Genomic DNA, 15,394 nt, shown 5'->3' on the forward strand with positions numbered 1-15,394 from the left:
CCTGCTTATGAAAACATGGTTGAAAAAATCGGTAGCGGTTTCACTTCTGACGGTGCTGGCTGCGGGCTGCAGCGGCGGAAACGGCGGAGAGACGGGCGGGAATACGAATGCGGGAGCCGATGCCGGAGCCGGCGGAGGCGGGAAGCCGACCTTGACATTATGGATGAAGAAGCAGCTCTTTGAGGATCAGAACACGATGATTACGGAGCGTGCCAAGCAGTTCGGCGAAGAGAACAATGTGAACGTGAATGTGGAAATTATCGCCTACGAGGACTTTTATCCGAAGTGGACAGCCGCGATCGAGTCGAAGTCGGTGCCTGACGTATCATTTTTCGGCTATCAGGAGGTAGGGCAATTTTACGGGAAGAACGTGCTGGAGAACGTGAGCGATTCCGTCGGCAAGCTGGAGACGGCAAACGGCGAAGTCGTCGCCAATACGAAAAAGGCGGTTACGTTTGAAGGCAAGCAATACGGCGTGCCGTTCTGGACGGAAACGCAGGTGCTCTATTACCGCAAGGATCTGCTGGAAGCGGCCGGCTTCTCCGCGCCTCCCGCGACGTGGGAGGAATTCAGGGAAATGGCCAAGGCGCTGACCGATACGAGCAAAGGGCTGTACGGCGCGGGCATGGGCTACGGTAAAGGCAACTCGGACGCGGAGTTTTTGACGAGGGGCATCATTTGGTCGTACGGCGGCTCGGTTGACACTAAGGACGGCAAAACCGTCATCGCCGACTCCCCGGAAACGGTGCAAGCGGCATCGTTTATCCGCGATATTTTCATGACGGACAAAAGCACGCCTCCAAGCGCGCTCGGCTGGGACGACAGCGGCAACAACAAGGCTTACCTGAGCGGTCAAGCCGCGATGATTTTTAATACGGGCAGCGTACTGGCTTCGATCAAGAAGGACAACCCCGACCTGTACGAAAAAACGGGCATCGCGCCTTATCCGGCGGGACCTAAGGGACAGTTCATTCCGGGCATCAGCAATTACCTGGGCATCTTCAAGGATTCCAAAAACAAGGAGCTCGCCAAAGAGCTGATCGAGTATATGCTTGATGCCGACTGGTACAAGTCCTGGATCGAGAAAGGCGCACCGCTGACCGCGCCGGTATACACCGAGCTTGCGAAGGAGCCGGTCTGGCAGGACGAGAAAAACAAAGCGTTCGTCGAATCGGTATCTGGCTTCTACTTCCTCGGCCGCCCGGGCGAATACAATCCGAAGGCGGGCGAAGTGTTCAACCTGCGGATCGTCAACGACATGTTCCAGAAGCTCATGCTGGAGTCCGGCTATACGCCTGAGACGGCGGTTAAGGAACTCAGCGCAAAGATTCAAGAGGTATACGGGAAAACGTCATGAGAACGGCATCCGATAACAAGCTTGCTTACCTGCTGATGAGCCCCGTCCTCGTCTATCTGCTCGCCGTGATGGTGCTGCCGTTCGGCTGGGCGCTGTACCTGAGCTTTACGAACAAGGTCGTCGGCATGCCTGCGGTATTTACAGGCTTGAAGAACTATGCGGAATTGGTGCAGGACTCCCTGTTCTGGAAGGCCGCGTGGAACACGCTTATCTTTACGGCGGCGGCCGTCTTCTTCAAAACCGTGTTCGGCATGATTATGGGATTGGTGCTGAACGAAAACATTATTTTCCGCAACCTGTTCCGCGTCCTTCTCTTTCTTCCGTGGACGATTCCGACCATCGTGTCGGTGTTCACCTGGCAGTGGATCTACTCGGACGTGGGCGGTGTGCTGAACTTCCTGCTTCTCAAGCTGCATTTGACAGACAGGCCGCTCGGCTGGCTGGCCACCCCTGATCTTGCGATGTTCTCGGTTATTCTCGTTAACGTGTGGCGAGGCATCCCTTTCATGGGCATTGCGATATTGGCCGGCCTGCAGACGATATCGAAGGACATCTACGAAGCTGCGATGCTGGACGGCGCCGGAGCGGTCAAACGGTTTATCCATATGACGCTTCCTTCCGTAAGGGAAGTAACGATTATGGCCGCCGTCATGACGACGATCTGGACGCTGAACGATTTCGAGATTATCTGGCTGCTGACGCGCGGCGGGCCTTCCAACGGAACGCAGGTGCTGTCGACGCTCAGCTATACGATCGGATTTTTGAATATGAGCCTTGGAAAAGCGATCGCCATCGCCATTATGACGATGCCGCCGTTGATCCTTCTGATCAACTACGTGACAAAACGTTCGCTTACATCCGGAGATTAGGTGATGCACGATGGAACATAAATCAACAGGCAGACAAATTCTCGTCTACGGAACGCTTGCGGTCATGCTCGTATTCGCCCTGTTCCCGCTGTACTGGATGCTGAACACCTCGTTCAAATCGCAGGGCGAGATTTACAATTTGACGCCGACCTTTTGGCCCAAGGATTTCGGGTGGGAGGCGTATGACAAGCTGATCACGGAAAAAGGGTTTCTCGGCAACGTCAGGAACAGCCTGCTCGTATCGCTTGCCGTCTCCGTATTCTCGATTTCCGTCAGCATGTTTGCGGCGTACGCGATATCCAAGCTGAACTTCAAGGGCAGAAGCTTCATTTCGCGGGGCATTTTGTACGCCTATCTGATGCCGAGAGCGGTGCTGTTCATTCCTTTGTACATGCTGGTTTCCGCGATCGGCGTGAACAATTCCGTCTACGGGCTCATGCTGATCTACCCGACCATTACGATTCCTTACGCGACCTGGATGCTGATCTCGTACTTCAAATCGATTCCGGTCGAGATTGAAGAAGCTGCGATGATCGACGGCTGCAGCAGGGGGCGCACGCTGCGCAGCATTATTTTCCCGCTTGCGGCTCCCGGGCTTGCGGCGACCTTCATCTTCTCCTTCACGCTTTGCTGGAGCGAGTACCTGTACGCGCTTGTCGTCGTCACCAAAAGCGCCGACAAGACAATTACGCTGGGCCTATCTGAAATGATCGTCGGCGACGTGTTTGCGTGGGGCCCGCTGATGGGCGGCTCAATTATCGCTTCCATTCCAGTAATCATCATGTATTTGTTCACGTCAAAATATATGGTCAGCGGCATGACCGTCGGAGGCGTTAAATAATGAAAACAACGAATAAAGTGCTGGTGACGGCGACGAACTACTCGGCGCTTTGCGCGGAGGCCAAGCAGCTGCTGGAGGAAGCGGGCTGCGAGATCGTCGAGAACAGGCTCGGCCGCCCGCATACGTACGAGGAGCTGATCCCGCTCGTAGCCGATATTGACGGCGTCGTCGCCGGGGTGGATAAATGGGACGAAGAGGTGTTTAAGCTCGCTCCGAATTTGAAAGCGATTGCGCGCTTCGGCGTAGGCGTCGACAACATCGATTTGGCAAAGGCGGCGGAGCTGGGCATCAAGGTGTCCAACGTGCCGGGCGGGAATGCGAACGCGGTGGCCGAGCTTGCCGTCGGCCTGATCCTGTCGATGCTTCGCAACATCCCGGCGCTGCAGCAGTCCGCGAAGCGGGGATATTGGGACCGGCGCGTCGGCGAGGAGCTGGCGGGCAAGACGGTCGGGCTGCTCGGCTTCGGGCATATCGCGCAGATGGTCGCCAGAAAGCTGCAGGGCTTCGAGGTCAGGCTGATCGCGTTCGATAAATATCCGAATGAGGCGAAGGCCTCCGAGCTCGGCGTCGAGCTGGTCTCCTCGGATGAGGCGCTTCGCCAAAGCGACGTCGTCAGCATGCATCTGCCCAGCCTGAAGGAAACGCGCCATATGATGAGTCACGAACAGTTTGCGATGATGAAGCCTTCGGCTTATTTCGTCAATACGGCGAGAGGGGCTCTCGTAAATGAAGAAGCTCTATATCAAGCATTGAATGATCGTGTTATCGCTGGTGCGGCGATCGACGTGTTCGAGGTCGAGCCCGTGTCCGCGGACAACCCTTTGTTGGGTCTCGACACCTTGCTGGCTACGCCGCATACGGCTGCCGAAACGGCTGAAACGTACCGCCGGGTCGGACTGGTGACGGCGCAGGCTCTGCTCGATGTATTTGCCGGGAAAGACCCTGCGAATCTGCTGCGGGAATAGCCGGATGGAGAGGGGCGTTGGCGTTTCGGTGAGTGGAAAGGTTGCCGTTGTAGGCAGTTTGAATATGGATATTGTCGTAAATGTGGAGCGTCTGCCGGAGGAAGGGGAGACGGTGCATGGCTCCGGTGTCTATGAGGCGCCCGGCGGGAAAGGCGCCAATCAAGCGGCTGCTCTTGGGAAGCTGGGTACGCAGGTAGCGATGATCGGGCTGGTCGGAGCGGATGCGAACGGCGGGGGGCTGCTGGCATCCCTCCGTCAGGCCGGCGTAGATACGAGGGCCGTCCGGATGTCGAAGCGCGCTACCGGGCTTGCTTATATCACGGTTGACGGAGCGGGGCGCAATCATATTATTGTCGTGTCCGGCGCGAACGGCGAGCTCTCCGCAGCCGATATCGAGCTGCACAGGCAGACGCTTGAGCAATGCGATATCGTCGTCCTGCAGCTGGAAATTCCGCTGGAAACGGTAGTTTATACGCTCCGGCTGGCAAAGGAGCTTGGCAAGACGACCGTGCTGAACCCGGCGCCGGCCCGGAGGCTGGACGAGGAGCTTTTGCAGTATGTCGATTTTCTGATCCCGAACGAGCATGAGCTGCGGGTCCTGACAGGGAGGGCGGAGCTGGATGAGGCTGGTGTTCCGGAAGCTTCCGCCATATTGCTTGGGAAAGGGGCGCGGGCCGTCATCGTTACGCTCGGGGAAAAAGGCTGCTTCTATACGGACGGACGGGAAAGCGAATTTTTCGCAGCGCACAAGGTGGTGCCGCTGGATACGACGGCTGCGGGTGACAGCTTTATCGGCGGCTTTGCGGCCGGTTATGCGGAAGAACGGGACGTCCGCAAAGCGATCGGGCTGGCGATAACGGCCGCGGCGATTACCGTGACGAGGCGCGGAGCGCAAAGCTCGCTTCCGGCGCGGGATGAGGTTGATAGGTTTTTAAAATATAAGAGTTTATATGATTGTGTCTATAAATGACTTCTATTTCATCGCGAAACGAGCTTTTGCCGTCAGAGGACGGCGACAGCCGTTTACGCTTGTATGCAGAGAGGCAAGGTGAACCGGGATGAAGCGTTTATATGGAGTTACGACGGCGATGGTTACTCCGTTCGATAAGGATGGACAAGTGAATTTGGACAAGGTGCAGCAATTAACGGAGTTTCTGATCGGCAAAGGCGTACACGGTCTGTTCCCGCTGGGAACGACGGGCGAAATGGTCAGATTGTCGGTGGCAGAGCGCAAATCTGTTGCGGAAACGGTCGTACGGACGGCGTCGGGCCGGGTGACGGTGTTCATTCATGCCGGCGCGGCGACGCTGGAGGATACGGTCGAGCTTGCGCAGCATGCTCATGCCGTAGGCGCAGACGGGGTTGGCGTCGTCACCCCGTTTTTCCTCGGGGCGAACGATTTGGAGCTGGAGCGGTATTACGTGACCGTCGCTTCCGCGCTGCCGGACGACTTTCCGGTCTATTTGTACAATATTCCGCAGTGCGCCTCCAACGATCTCAAGACGGAGGTGGCGGAGCGGGTGCAGGCGGCATGCAAAAACGTCGTCGGCATCAAATACAGCTACCCCGACTTCCTGAGAACGAATGAGTATTTGAGCATTAACGGCGGTGAGTTTTCCGTCATGCAGGGGGCGGACCGGTTGTTTCTTCCGGCGCTGGCCATGGGCTGCGACGGCGTCATTTCCGGCGTATCCTGCGTTTATCCCGAGCCTTTCGTCGCCGTGTACAACGCATATCTGGAGAAGGACCTGGACAAAGCAAGGGAGCTGCAGCGGATCGCGATCCAGTACTGTGAGGTGCTGAGAAGCGGCGCCAACATGTCCTATTTCAAGGAGGCGCTGAAGCTCAGAGGCATCGACGCCGGGTTCATGAAGGCTCCGCAGCTGGATTTGACCGAGGCGGAGGTACGCGAGCTGGAGCGGAAATTAAGCTTGCTTCCAACTTTTTAATAGGTAGTCGGAACGGATGATTTTACCCTAATCTATAAGGCACTTAACGTGAGTTTGACCGCGATTTCCGCTTATTACCATGGAATCTACTATTTGGTCTGTAGTAGAGTAGGACAGGTAGGAGGCGATAGAATAGATGGTGAAATTATCCGGAAAATTACTGGCGGCCTGCCTGGCGGGCATGCTTATGCTGCCAACCGGGCTGCAAGCCGCAGGCGCGTCCAAAACTACGATTTACGTGGACGGTAAGCCGGTGACGACATCGATGATGGTGCAAAACGACCGTCAAATGGTGCCTGCCGCATTTTTCAGAAGCGTGAAGGCCAGCGTAGGCTGGAGCCCGACATACCGCTCGGCCGTAGTCAGCAAAAGCAAGATCACGATCGGTTTCCCTTCCGGCGCAAGAGTTGCGGATTATACGCTGTCGCAGGCTGGACAATGGAAGCGTGATCATTTAATGACGAAATCAACGAACGTCGGAGGCAGGGTATTTGTCCCGCTGGCCTATACGGCTAAAAAGCTGGGGCTCAGCGTTCATTTCGACGCCCGCACTAAAAGAACGACGATCAGCACGAGCGGCTCGAACCAGCTGCTTGCCCAAAGCGTCGCGGCATCCGCCGCCGGCATAGGGTCGGTTACACAGGAGGATCTGATGTGGCTGAACCAGGTGACCGAAGCGGAAGCGGGCGGCGAGAGCTACAAAGGGAAAGTCGCGGTGGCCGCAACGATCCTGAATCGGGTGAAGCATCCGGAATGGCCGAAGACCATTCAAGATACAATCTTCCAAGTCACCAAGTATAACGGCGTATCTTATTATCAATACTCGCCGGTGCTCGACAAACGGATTTACGCGGTAACCCCAAGCGCCGAAACGAAAAAAGCGGTGCAGGCTGCCTTGAACGGGGAAGACCCGAGCAAGGGCGCGATTGTGTTTTATAACCCGGACAAAACCGACAACAAGTGGGTACGCAGCAAAAAAACAACTGTCATCATCGGCAATCATGTTTTTGCCAAGTAATAGAGTCAGGCGGGAGAGGCGGCTTGGTCGCCTTTCGCGTGTTGCGTTTGCGTTTTGCATGAATTGGTCATAACCTCACGTTTCATTAGAACTTAACTTGTGTCCCCGCATTTTCTCCTTAATTGCTCCACAACCTATCGGTTACTCACTCTCCCAACCCGTCGCCACCCGCAGCTAAGGTACACCCCCAACCCGTTTCGCCACCCGCAGCTAAAGGTACACCTCCAACCCGTCGCCTCCCGCAGCTAAAGGTACACCCCCAACCCGTTTCGCCACCCGCAGCTATAGTTACTCTCCCAACCCCGTTCCTCCCACCTGCCTGCTATTTTCAGATAAAGTCTGCACTTTTTCCACTCGCCATATGGAAAGTTAGTTTCATAACTGGATTCCGTGTATCTAATTTCAACGATTCTTCCGATTTAGGAGAAATAACTGGATTACATGTATCTAAATTGCGTCAAATCGCTCCATTCCAGCTATCCCGGCCGATTTAGATACACAAAATACAGGAATTTTTCAACAGGGGCCCACCCCGAAAAAATTACCTGTATAAAATCCAGCTACTCCTTCCACCGTTGGGCGCAATCCCCTAAGGTTCAATCAGCCCCCGCCGCAGTTCACGCCGCGAGACGAAATTCCCTGGCGCTCCCCCTCGCACCCAGCCGCCGCAGCCCCCGCATCACAGCTCATAAGGCGCACCGTCGCTTCCGCATAGGCGAATGAAGAAGCGGCCGGAAGCATAGGATGAAACAGGAGCGCAGCATTCAACAAGACCATAAAACAAACCAAAGCAGCGAACAAGCCCGGGTCTGCAGCCGACGGCCGTTTCGTTTCCGGTTATGAGAAGCCGATACCTTACCCCGGGTATTGGCTTTTAGTCGATCGTATGAAAGGCGGGTGGGGGGGCATGCAGCCTATGGACGAAACGTTTGTGCCGGTGGGCGGAGGAGCGATGACGCTTGAGCAGGTGATGCGCGTAGCCCGCAACCGGGAGAAGGTGCAAATCAGCAGCGACAGCATCGTCAAAATGAGAAAAAGCCGTGCCTACGTAAAGCGGCTGCTCCGCGAGAAACGGGTGGTGTACGGGCTTACGACCGGCTTCGGAAAATTCAGCGACACGTATATTCCGGCGGAGGATGCGAAGCGCATGCAGCTGAATCTGATCCGCAGCCACGCCTGCGGGATTGGCAAGCCGCTGCCGGAAGAAGCCGTCAGGGCGACGATGCTGCTGCGCGCGGGCGCCTTGTCGCTCGGCTACTCCGGCATCCGGCCGAGAGTCGTCCGGCTGCTCGCCGACATGCTGAACGCGGGAGTAACGCCGGTCATCCCGGAGCAGGGGTCGCTAGGCGCAAGCGGGGATCTGGCGCCTCTCTCTCATCTCGCGCTCGTGCTTATCGGCGAAGGAGTGGCCGATTACAAAGGCGAGCGTCTGCCCGGCGGCAAGGCGCTGGCCAAGGCCGGCCTGCGGCCGATTGCGCTTGAGGCGAAGGAGGGGCTTGCGCTCATTAACGGAACGCAGGTCATGACGGGCATCGGAGCGCTTGCCTGCCAGGACGCCTTCAATTTAACCGGCTGGGCGGACTGCGCGGCCGCGCTGACGGCCGAGGCGCTTCGCGGCATCCGCGACGCCTTCGAGCCGCACACCCATGCGATCCGGCCCCATCCGGGGCAGGGTTTATCGGCGGCGAATATCCGGCGGTTGACGCAGGGGAGCCGGCTGATGACCGTTCAAGGAGAGCTGCGCGTACAGGACGCTTACTCCGTTCGCTGCGCGCCGCAGGTGCATGGGGCAAGCCGGGACGCGCTGCGCTATATCCGGGAAAAGCTGGAGATCGAGATGAATGCGGCGACGGACAATCCGCTTATTTTTGCCGAGGAGGACCGCGTCATTTCGGGCGGCAACTTTCACGGCCAGCCGGTGGCGCTTGCGATGGACCATCTCTCCGTCAGCGCCGCCGAGCTTGCGAGCATATCGGAGCGGCGCATCGAGCGGCTGGTGAATCCTTTTCTGAACGAGAAGCTTCCTCCGTTTCTGGCGCAGGACGGGGGCGTGCAGTCGGGCTTCATGATCGCCCAGTACACGGCCGCTTCGGTCGTTTCGGAAAATAAATCGCTCGCTCATCCGGCAAGCGTAGACTCCATCCCGTCTTCGGGCAACCAGGAGGATCATGTCAGCATGGGGACGATTGCGGCCCGCAAAGCTTCACAAATCGTGAGCAACGCCTATTCGGTGCTTGCCATCGAGCTGCTGTGCGCCGCGCAGGCGGCCGACTTCCGGGGACCTGACCGGCTAGGAAAGGGCACAAAATGGATTTATGACCGGTGCCGCGAGCATGCGGCCTTTGCCGGCGAGGACCGGGTATTGTCCGGCGATATACGGACTGTCGCCGATTGGATGAGACGGACGGATGTGCGGCAGGCGATCGCCGCTATCGTCCCGCTCGACTAACAGGAGGTGGATGATTGATGAAGGAACGGGTCGTTCGCGCGCCGCGGGGAAGTGCGCTGCAGGCGAAAGGCTGGGTTCAGGAGGCGGCGCTGCGGATGCTGATGAACAATCTGGACCCGGACGTGGCCGAATATCCCGACAAGCTGGTGGTGTACGGAGGAATCGGCAAAGCGGCGCGAAATTGGGAAAGCTTCGACGCGATCGCGGATACCCTTAAGCAGCTGGAGGAGGACGAAACGCTGCTCGTGCAGTCGGGGAAGCCGGTTGCGGTGTTCCGGACCACTAAGGACGCGCCGCGCGTGCTGTTGGCCAACTCGAACCTGGTGCCTGCGTGGGCGGACTGGAATACGTTTCACGAGCTGGACCGGAAGGGGCTGATGATGTACGGCCAGATGACCGCCGGCAGCTGGATTTATATCGGCAGCCAAGGCATCGTGCAGGGCACCTACGAAACGTTCGCGGAATGCGCGAAGCAGCACTTTGGCGGCAGCTTGAAGGGAACGGTTACCGTAACGGCGGGCCTCGGCGGGATGGGAGGCGCACAGCCGCTGGCGGTCACGATGAACGGAGGCGTGCTGATCGGAGTCGAAGCCGACAAGGCGAGGATCGACAAGCGCATCCGCTCGCGTTATTGCGATACGGTGTCGGAAAGCCTGGATGAAGCTCTGGCTCTTGCCCTGCAGGCGAAGACGGAGGGGAGGGCGCTGTCGATCGGACTTGTCGGCAACGCGGCCGAGGTGCTGCCGGAAATGGTCCGCCGCGGCTTCATCCCGGATATCGTCACCGACCAGACCTCGGCTCATGACCCGCTGAACGGTTATTTGCCGCTGGGTCTTACGCTGGAGGAAGGCGGGAAGCTGCGTACGGACGATCCCGAAGCCTATGTCAGGCTGGCCAAGGCGGGCATGGCCGTGCATATGAGCGCCATGCTGGAGATGAAACGGCGGGGAGCCATCGCCTTCGACTACGGCAATAATATCCGCCAAGTGGCGTATGACGAGGGAGTGAAGGACGCTTTTGATATACCGGGCTTCGTTCCGGCCTACATCCGCCCGCAATTTTGCGAAGGAAGGGGGCCGTTCCGCTGGGCGGCGTTATCCGGCGATCCCGAGGATATCCGCAAAACCGATGAAGCCATTTTGAAGGAGTTCGCGGATAACGAGCGCTTGTGCCAGTGGATCCGCATGGCGCAGGCGAGCATCGCCTTTCAGGGGCTTCCGGCGCGGATTTGCTGGCTCGGCTACGGCGAGCGGGCCCGGTTCGGCCGCATTCTTAACGACATGGTCGCATCCGGCGAATTGTCGGCGCCGATCGTAATCGGGCGCGACCATTTGGACGCCGGCTCCGTCGCCTCTCCGAACCGCGAGACGGAAGCGATGCTCGACGGCAGCGACGCGGTCGCCGACTGGCCGATCCTGAACGCGCTGCTGAATACGGCGGCCGGGGCGAGCTGGGTGTCGCTGCACCATGGCGGAGGCGTAGGCATGGGATATTCCATCCATGCCGGCATGGTCGTCGTCGCCGACGGGACCAAGGAGGCGGAGGCCCGTCTGGAACGCGTCCTGACGACGGATCCGGGCATGGGCGTCGTGCGCCACGCGGATGCGGGCTACAAGCAGGCCGTCGAAGCGGCGAAGCGGCACGGAATCCGGATGCCGATGCTCGGCGGGGAGGAGTGAGCGCATGCTTTATATTAAAGGGGCCGCGCAGGTTGTAACCGTCAGCGGAGGAAGCCAGGCGCCCAAGACGGGAGCCGGAATGGAGCGGCTGAACGTTATCGAAAGCGGCGGCGTCGTTGCGGAAGGCGGCGTGATTGCTTTTGTCGGTACCGACCGCGAGGCTGAGGAATATGTCGCGGTGCATGGAAGCGGCAAGGACATTACCGTTCTTCCGGCGGAAGGGAAGCTCGTCACCCCGGGGCTGATCGATCCGCATACGCATGCCGTGTTCGCCGGATCGCGGGAGCATGAGCTTCCGCTTCGCCTCAGGGGCGCCACGTATATGGAGATTTTGCAGGCGGGCGGCGGTATTCTGAATTCTGCGGCAAAAACCAGAGCGGCTTCGGAAGTGCAATTAATAGAAGAAACGCGGAAGCGGCTGGACCGCTTTCTTGCCCACGGCGTGACGACGATCGAGGCCAAAAGCGGCTACGGGCTGCGGCTAGAGGATGAGCTCAAGCAGCTGCGCGCGGCGCGGACCCTTCATCTGGAGCATCCCGTCGATCTCGTGTCGACGTTTATGGGCGCCCATGCGGTGCCGCAGGAGCACAAGGCCGATCCCGAAGCGTACGTCAAGATCGTCACGGAGGAGATGATTCCGGCTGTCGCAAAGGCGGGTCTGGCCGAATATTGCGACGTGTTTTGCGAGGAGGGCGTGTTCACGCCGGAGCAATCGAGACGGATATTGGAAGCGGGCATCAAATGGGGGCTGAAGCCGAAAATCCACGCCGACGAAATCGTCCCATACGGCGGCGCGGAGCTGGCGGCGGAGGTCGGGGCGGTGTCGGCCGAGCATTTGCTGCACACGTCGGATGAGGGCATCCGCGCGATGGCGGCGAAAGGCGTCATCGCAGTTCTTCTGCCCGGTACGGCATTTTTTCTGATGACGAAGCCCGCCGACGCCCGGAAAATGATCGATGCCGGCGTTCCGGTCGCCCTGTCGACCGACCGCAACCCGGGTTCGAGCCCGACGGAATCGCTGCCTTTCATCATGAACCTGGCCTGCCTGACGATGCGGATGTCGCCGGCCGAGGCGCTGACCGCCTGCACGATCAACGCGGCGCATGCCATCGGGCGCGCGGACCGGATCGGCAGCATCGAGGCGGGCAAGCAGGCCGACCTGGTTATTTTTGACGCTCCGAATGTCGATTACCTGCAGTATCATTACGCCGTTAACTTGACGGAAACCGTCATCAAGAACGGAGTGCCGGTTATTTTGCAGGGGAAGAGGGTTTACGCATGAAGGGGCTGCGGATCGATGCGGCCAGACTGGAGAAGGATATCCGCGAGCTGGGGCGAATCGGCCTGAACGGGCAGGGCGGCCTCAACCGGACGACGTTCACTCCGGCGGAGCTGGCTGCGAGAGAGTGGCTGAAGGCGAGGCTGGCGGAGCTTGGGCTGGACGTCCGAGTGGATGAGGCGGCCAATATTTGGGCGGTCCGGCCGGGCGGGAACGGCAAGCTCCCGCTTATCGCGTTTGGCTCGCATGTGGACACGGTGCCGAACGGAGGCAAGTATGACGGGGCGCTCGGAGTCCTGTCGGCCCTGGAGGTCATGCGTGTGCTGGAGGAGCAGGGCATAGCGACCCGGCATCCGCTGGCGCTCGTGTCGTTCAGCGCGGAGGAGCCGAATCCGTTCGGACTGTCGACGTTCGGCAGCCGAAGTGCGGCCGGGAAGCTGACCAGGCGCGACTGGGAAGATGTCAGAGACGACAGCGGAACGCTCCTGACCGATGCGCTGCGCCTGGCTGGAGGGGATCCGGACCGGTTCGGGCAGGCGCGCCGGAAGCCGGAGGAGCTGGCCGCTTTTCTCGAGGTGCATATCGAGCAGGGCAGGCGGCTGCTGGACCGCGGCGTTCCGGTCGGCATTGTGACGGCGATCACGGGCATTTACCGCGAGGAGGTGACGGTCACCGGCGTGCCGAATCACGCGGGGACGACGCTGATGCGGGATCGTACCGACGCGCTGACGGCGGCGGCCGAAGCGATTCTAGCGCTGGAGCGGGCGTGCCGGGAGCACCCGGCGGACGAGACGGTGGGAACGGTCGGCAAGCTGGTGAACGAGCCGAACGCCGCGAATATCATTCCCGGCAAGGTGAGGTTTCATCTGGAGATACGCGGGAAAACGAGGGACGACATTCAGGAAACCATCGACGCATGGGAGCGGCAGCTTGCCCGCATCGACTTGGAGAGAGGCGTGCATATCGAGCGTCGGCTGCTATTGGATCAGCATCCGGCGGCGATGGATCCTCTTGTCATCGAAACCTGTGTCATGCAGGCGGAGAAGCTTGGTTATGCTTGCTGCCGGCTTGGGAGCATGGCCGGCCATGACGCGGCGCATATGGCTTCGCTTACGCGGTCGGGCATGCTGTTCGTGCCCAGCCTGGGCGGCAAAAGCCATTGCCCGGAAGAGGAGAGCCGGACCCAGGATATCGAGAAGGCCGGCAACGTTTTGCTGCATGCTATTTTGGCGCTGGATGAGCAGTTAAGTCGTTAAGGAGGGGGAGCGGCAGCATGCAGAAAATTTATTCGGCGGATTTCGTGTTTGCCGGCGGTGCGTTCCGGAAGGACTATGCTCTTGTGGAGGAAAACGGCGTTATTTTGGAGGCGGGGCCTGCCGCGGCCGTTGCCGCTTCGTTTCCCGGCGCCGATCTGATCCGCTGGGACGGCAAAGCGATCGTGCCGGGGACGGTGAATGCGCATAACCATTCCTTTCAAAGCTTGCTGCGCGGCATCGCCATCGATAAGCCGTTTCTGGAATGGCGGGATCAGGCGCTGTACCGGTACACCCCTTTGCTTGACGAGGAAGCGGTGTATACGGGAGCGCTGCTGGCGTTTGGGGAAATGATGCGGTACGGCGTGACGTCCGTCGGCGATTTTTTTTACGTCCACAACGGCGGTACGGCGTACGATGAGGCGGTGATTCAGGCGGCGAAGGAGCTGGGCATCCGGCTTGTCTTTGCCAGAACGATGTACGATTGGTGCGGCGCTCCCTTGGCTTACAGGGAAAAGGTTCAGGAGGCGGTGAATCGGACCCGGCAGCTGGCCGTCAAATACCAGGGAGATCCGATGGTCGCGGTGCATCCGGCGCCGCACAGTCCGCACGCCGCTTCCCCGGAAATGATTAAGGCCGGCCACCGTCTTGCCCAGGAGCTGGACACTCCGTTTCATATCCATGTTGCAGAAGAAATGTTCGAGGTCGAGGAGACGCTCAGGGATTACGGCCTCCGGCCGATTCATTACCTGGATTCGCTGGGCGTTCTCGATGAGCGGATGATTGCTATACACCTGGTATGGCTGGACGACTCGGAAGTGCGTCTGATCGGCAGCCGCGGCGGCTCGCTGGCTTATTGCCCTTCGAGCAATATGTTTTTGGCGGACGGGGTGACCCGGATTCCGGATCTGATGAAGGCCGGCGTGCGGATCGCCTTGGGCACGGACGGAGCCTGCAGCAACAACCGGATCAGCGTGTTCGAGGAAATGCGGATGTGCGCTCTGCTGCAAAAGGTAACCCGCCTCGACGGCACATGCGTGTCGGCGGACGAGGTGTTCCGCATGGGGACCTCGAACGGCGCCGCAGCGTTGAGGCTGCAGACCGGCTCGCTCGAGGCCGGGAAAGCGGCGGATTTCATTGCGCTGGAACTGGGGGATCTGTCTCTGGCTCCGAAGCGCGAGCTGTTCGCAAACATGGTCTATTCCATGCAGCCGGGTGCGGTCACTCACTCCGTCATTGGCGGCCGTCCCGTCTTAAGAGACGGCAAGCTCCTCACCGTTTCCGGTCAGGAAATCGGCTCGCGGGTGGAGCGGCTGTTTGAGAGGTGGGAGGGGCTTGCCGGCAAAAAGGTCTGAATCCGGGGTGCATTTTTCAGCATTCACCCATACAGCTGCTCACGGCGGGTTTGTTGAATGAACTGTAACGGTCAAATAATTAGCTTAAACGAAGAAGAGAGCTATTTTTCTAATTTAACAGTCATCACAGCACCTTAAAGGCAGGTAAAGGGAATTTGTTAGTGGGCTTAGCTGGCTAAGCCTCTCTCATGTCCGTCACATTCTCAAACCTGCCATTTACCTGGTCTAAGCTGCATCAGTGACCGCTACTTGTAAGCCTTTAGCGCTCCTTCGGTACAGAGTCGTCTCGGCACCCCTAAAACTTAGAAACGGGAGACAAAACGGTTATCCAGATCGTTTTGTCTCCCGTTTTTATTTGAGGTTAATCGCCTCATTATGCA

At 58.9% G+C, this 15,394-nt stretch carries 12 protein-coding genes; all 12 read left to right on the plus strand.

What is annotated here, in order from left to right; all coding sequences use genetic code 11:
* Window positions 1-7: 7 nt before the first annotated feature.
* The 12 genes from KP806_RS21440 to KP806_RS21495 all read left to right on the plus strand — a co-directional run bounded on the left by KP806_RS21440 (window position 8) and on the right by KP806_RS21495 (window position 15,014).
* The gene (locus tag KP806_RS21440; protein WP_224725793.1) at window positions 8-1,357 is read left to right on the plus strand and encodes an ABC transporter substrate-binding protein; all 1,350 of its coding nucleotides are present in this window, start codon (window positions 8-10) and stop codon (window positions 1,355-1,357) included.
* On the plus strand, window positions 1,354-2,226 hold the full coding sequence (locus tag KP806_RS21445) for a carbohydrate ABC transporter permease (RefSeq protein ID WP_224725794.1): 873 nt from the start codon (window positions 1,354-1,356) through the stop codon (window positions 2,224-2,226). The genes KP806_RS21440 and KP806_RS21445 overlap by 4 nt, the downstream gene beginning before the upstream one ends.
* Window positions 2,227-2,236: 10 nt before the next feature.
* Entirely contained in the window at window positions 2,237-3,067 is an 831-nt protein-coding gene (locus tag KP806_RS21450) for a carbohydrate ABC transporter permease (RefSeq protein WP_224725795.1), read from the plus strand.
* Window positions 3,067-4,032: a phosphoglycerate dehydrogenase gene (locus tag KP806_RS21455; RefSeq protein WP_224725796.1), complete on the plus strand. Its 966-nt coding sequence runs from the start codon at window positions 3,067-3,069 to the stop codon at window positions 4,030-4,032. Before KP806_RS21450 ends, KP806_RS21455 begins: the two co-directional genes overlap by 1 nt.
* Window positions 4,033-4,060: 28 nt before the next feature.
* Complete coding sequence (rbsK, locus tag KP806_RS21460; RefSeq protein WP_224725797.1) at window positions 4,061-5,002, plus strand: ribokinase; 942 nt, start codon at window positions 4,061-4,063, stop codon at window positions 5,000-5,002.
* An 88-nt stretch (window positions 5,003-5,090) separates the two neighbouring features.
* Window positions 5,091-5,981, plus strand: coding sequence for a dihydrodipicolinate synthase family protein (locus tag KP806_RS21465; protein ID WP_224725798.1), 891 nt, complete (start codon window positions 5,091-5,093; stop codon window positions 5,979-5,981).
* Window positions 5,982-6,117: 136 nt separating this feature from the next.
* Window positions 6,118-6,999: a cell wall hydrolase gene (locus KP806_RS21470; RefSeq protein WP_224725799.1), complete on the plus strand. Its 882-nt coding sequence runs from the start codon at window positions 6,118-6,120 to the stop codon at window positions 6,997-6,999.
* A gap of 907 nt (window positions 7,000-7,906) precedes the next feature.
* Window positions 7,907-9,448: a histidine ammonia-lyase gene (hutH, locus tag KP806_RS21475; protein ID WP_224725800.1), complete on the plus strand. Its 1,542-nt coding sequence runs from the start codon at window positions 7,907-7,909 to the stop codon at window positions 9,446-9,448.
* A 17-nt stretch (window positions 9,449-9,465) separates the two neighbouring features.
* Window positions 9,466-11,127, plus strand: coding sequence for a urocanate hydratase (gene hutU / locus KP806_RS21480; protein WP_224725801.1), 1,662 nt, complete (start codon window positions 9,466-9,468; stop codon window positions 11,125-11,127).
* A 4-nt stretch (window positions 11,128-11,131) separates the two neighbouring features.
* Window positions 11,132-12,409 (plus strand): imidazolonepropionase, encoded by a 1,278-nt coding sequence (gene hutI, locus KP806_RS21485; RefSeq protein WP_224725802.1) that lies wholly within the window; start codon window positions 11,132-11,134, stop codon window positions 12,407-12,409.
* Entirely contained in the window at window positions 12,406-13,662 is a 1,257-nt protein-coding gene (locus tag KP806_RS21490; protein WP_224725803.1) for a Zn-dependent hydrolase, read from the plus strand. The genes hutI and KP806_RS21490 overlap by 4 nt, the downstream gene beginning before the upstream one ends.
* Before the next feature lie 17 nt (window positions 13,663-13,679).
* On the plus strand, window positions 13,680-15,014 hold the full coding sequence (locus KP806_RS21495) for an amidohydrolase family protein (RefSeq protein WP_224725804.1): 1,335 nt from the start codon (window positions 13,680-13,682) through the stop codon (window positions 15,012-15,014).
* Window positions 15,015-15,394: the final 380 nt, after the last annotated feature.

It is taken from the genome of Paenibacillus vietnamensis, assembly GCF_020169515.1.
Classification (GTDB): domain Bacteria; phylum Bacillota; class Bacilli; order Paenibacillales; family Paenibacillaceae; genus Pristimantibacillus; species Pristimantibacillus vietnamensis.

What these genes read in the sequence shown, in the direction of transcription:
- KP806_RS21440 (WP_224725793.1), top strand. Translation starts at nt 8, where the DNA reads ATGAAAACATGGTTGAAAAAATCGGTAGCGGTTTCACTTCTGACGGTG.
- KP806_RS21445 (WP_224725794.1), top strand. Translation starts at nt 1,354, where the DNA reads ATGAGAACGGCATCCGATAACAAGCTTGCTTACCTGCTGATGAGCCCC.
- KP806_RS21450 (WP_224725795.1), top strand. Translation starts at nt 2,237, where the DNA reads ATGGAACATAAATCAACAGGCAGACAAATTCTCGTCTACGGAACGCTT.
- KP806_RS21455 (WP_224725796.1), top strand. Translation starts at nt 3,067, where the DNA reads ATGAAAACAACGAATAAAGTGCTGGTGACGGCGACGAACTACTCGGCG.
- KP806_RS21465 (WP_224725798.1), top strand. Translation starts at nt 5,091, where the DNA reads ATGAAGCGTTTATATGGAGTTACGACGGCGATGGTTACTCCGTTCGAT.
- KP806_RS21470 (WP_224725799.1), top strand. Translation starts at nt 6,118, where the DNA reads ATGGTGAAATTATCCGGAAAATTACTGGCGGCCTGCCTGGCGGGCATG.
- hutH (WP_224725800.1), top strand. Translation starts at nt 7,907, where the DNA reads ATGCAGCCTATGGACGAAACGTTTGTGCCGGTGGGCGGAGGAGCGATG.
- hutU (WP_224725801.1), top strand. Translation starts at nt 9,466, where the DNA reads ATGAAGGAACGGGTCGTTCGCGCGCCGCGGGGAAGTGCGCTGCAGGCG.
- hutI (WP_224725802.1), top strand. Translation starts at nt 11,132, where the DNA reads ATGCTTTATATTAAAGGGGCCGCGCAGGTTGTAACCGTCAGCGGAGGA.
- KP806_RS21490 (WP_224725803.1), top strand. Translation starts at nt 12,406, where the DNA reads ATGAAGGGGCTGCGGATCGATGCGGCCAGACTGGAGAAGGATATCCGC.
- KP806_RS21495 (WP_224725804.1), top strand. Translation starts at nt 13,680, where the DNA reads ATGCAGAAAATTTATTCGGCGGATTTCGTGTTTGCCGGCGGTGCGTTC.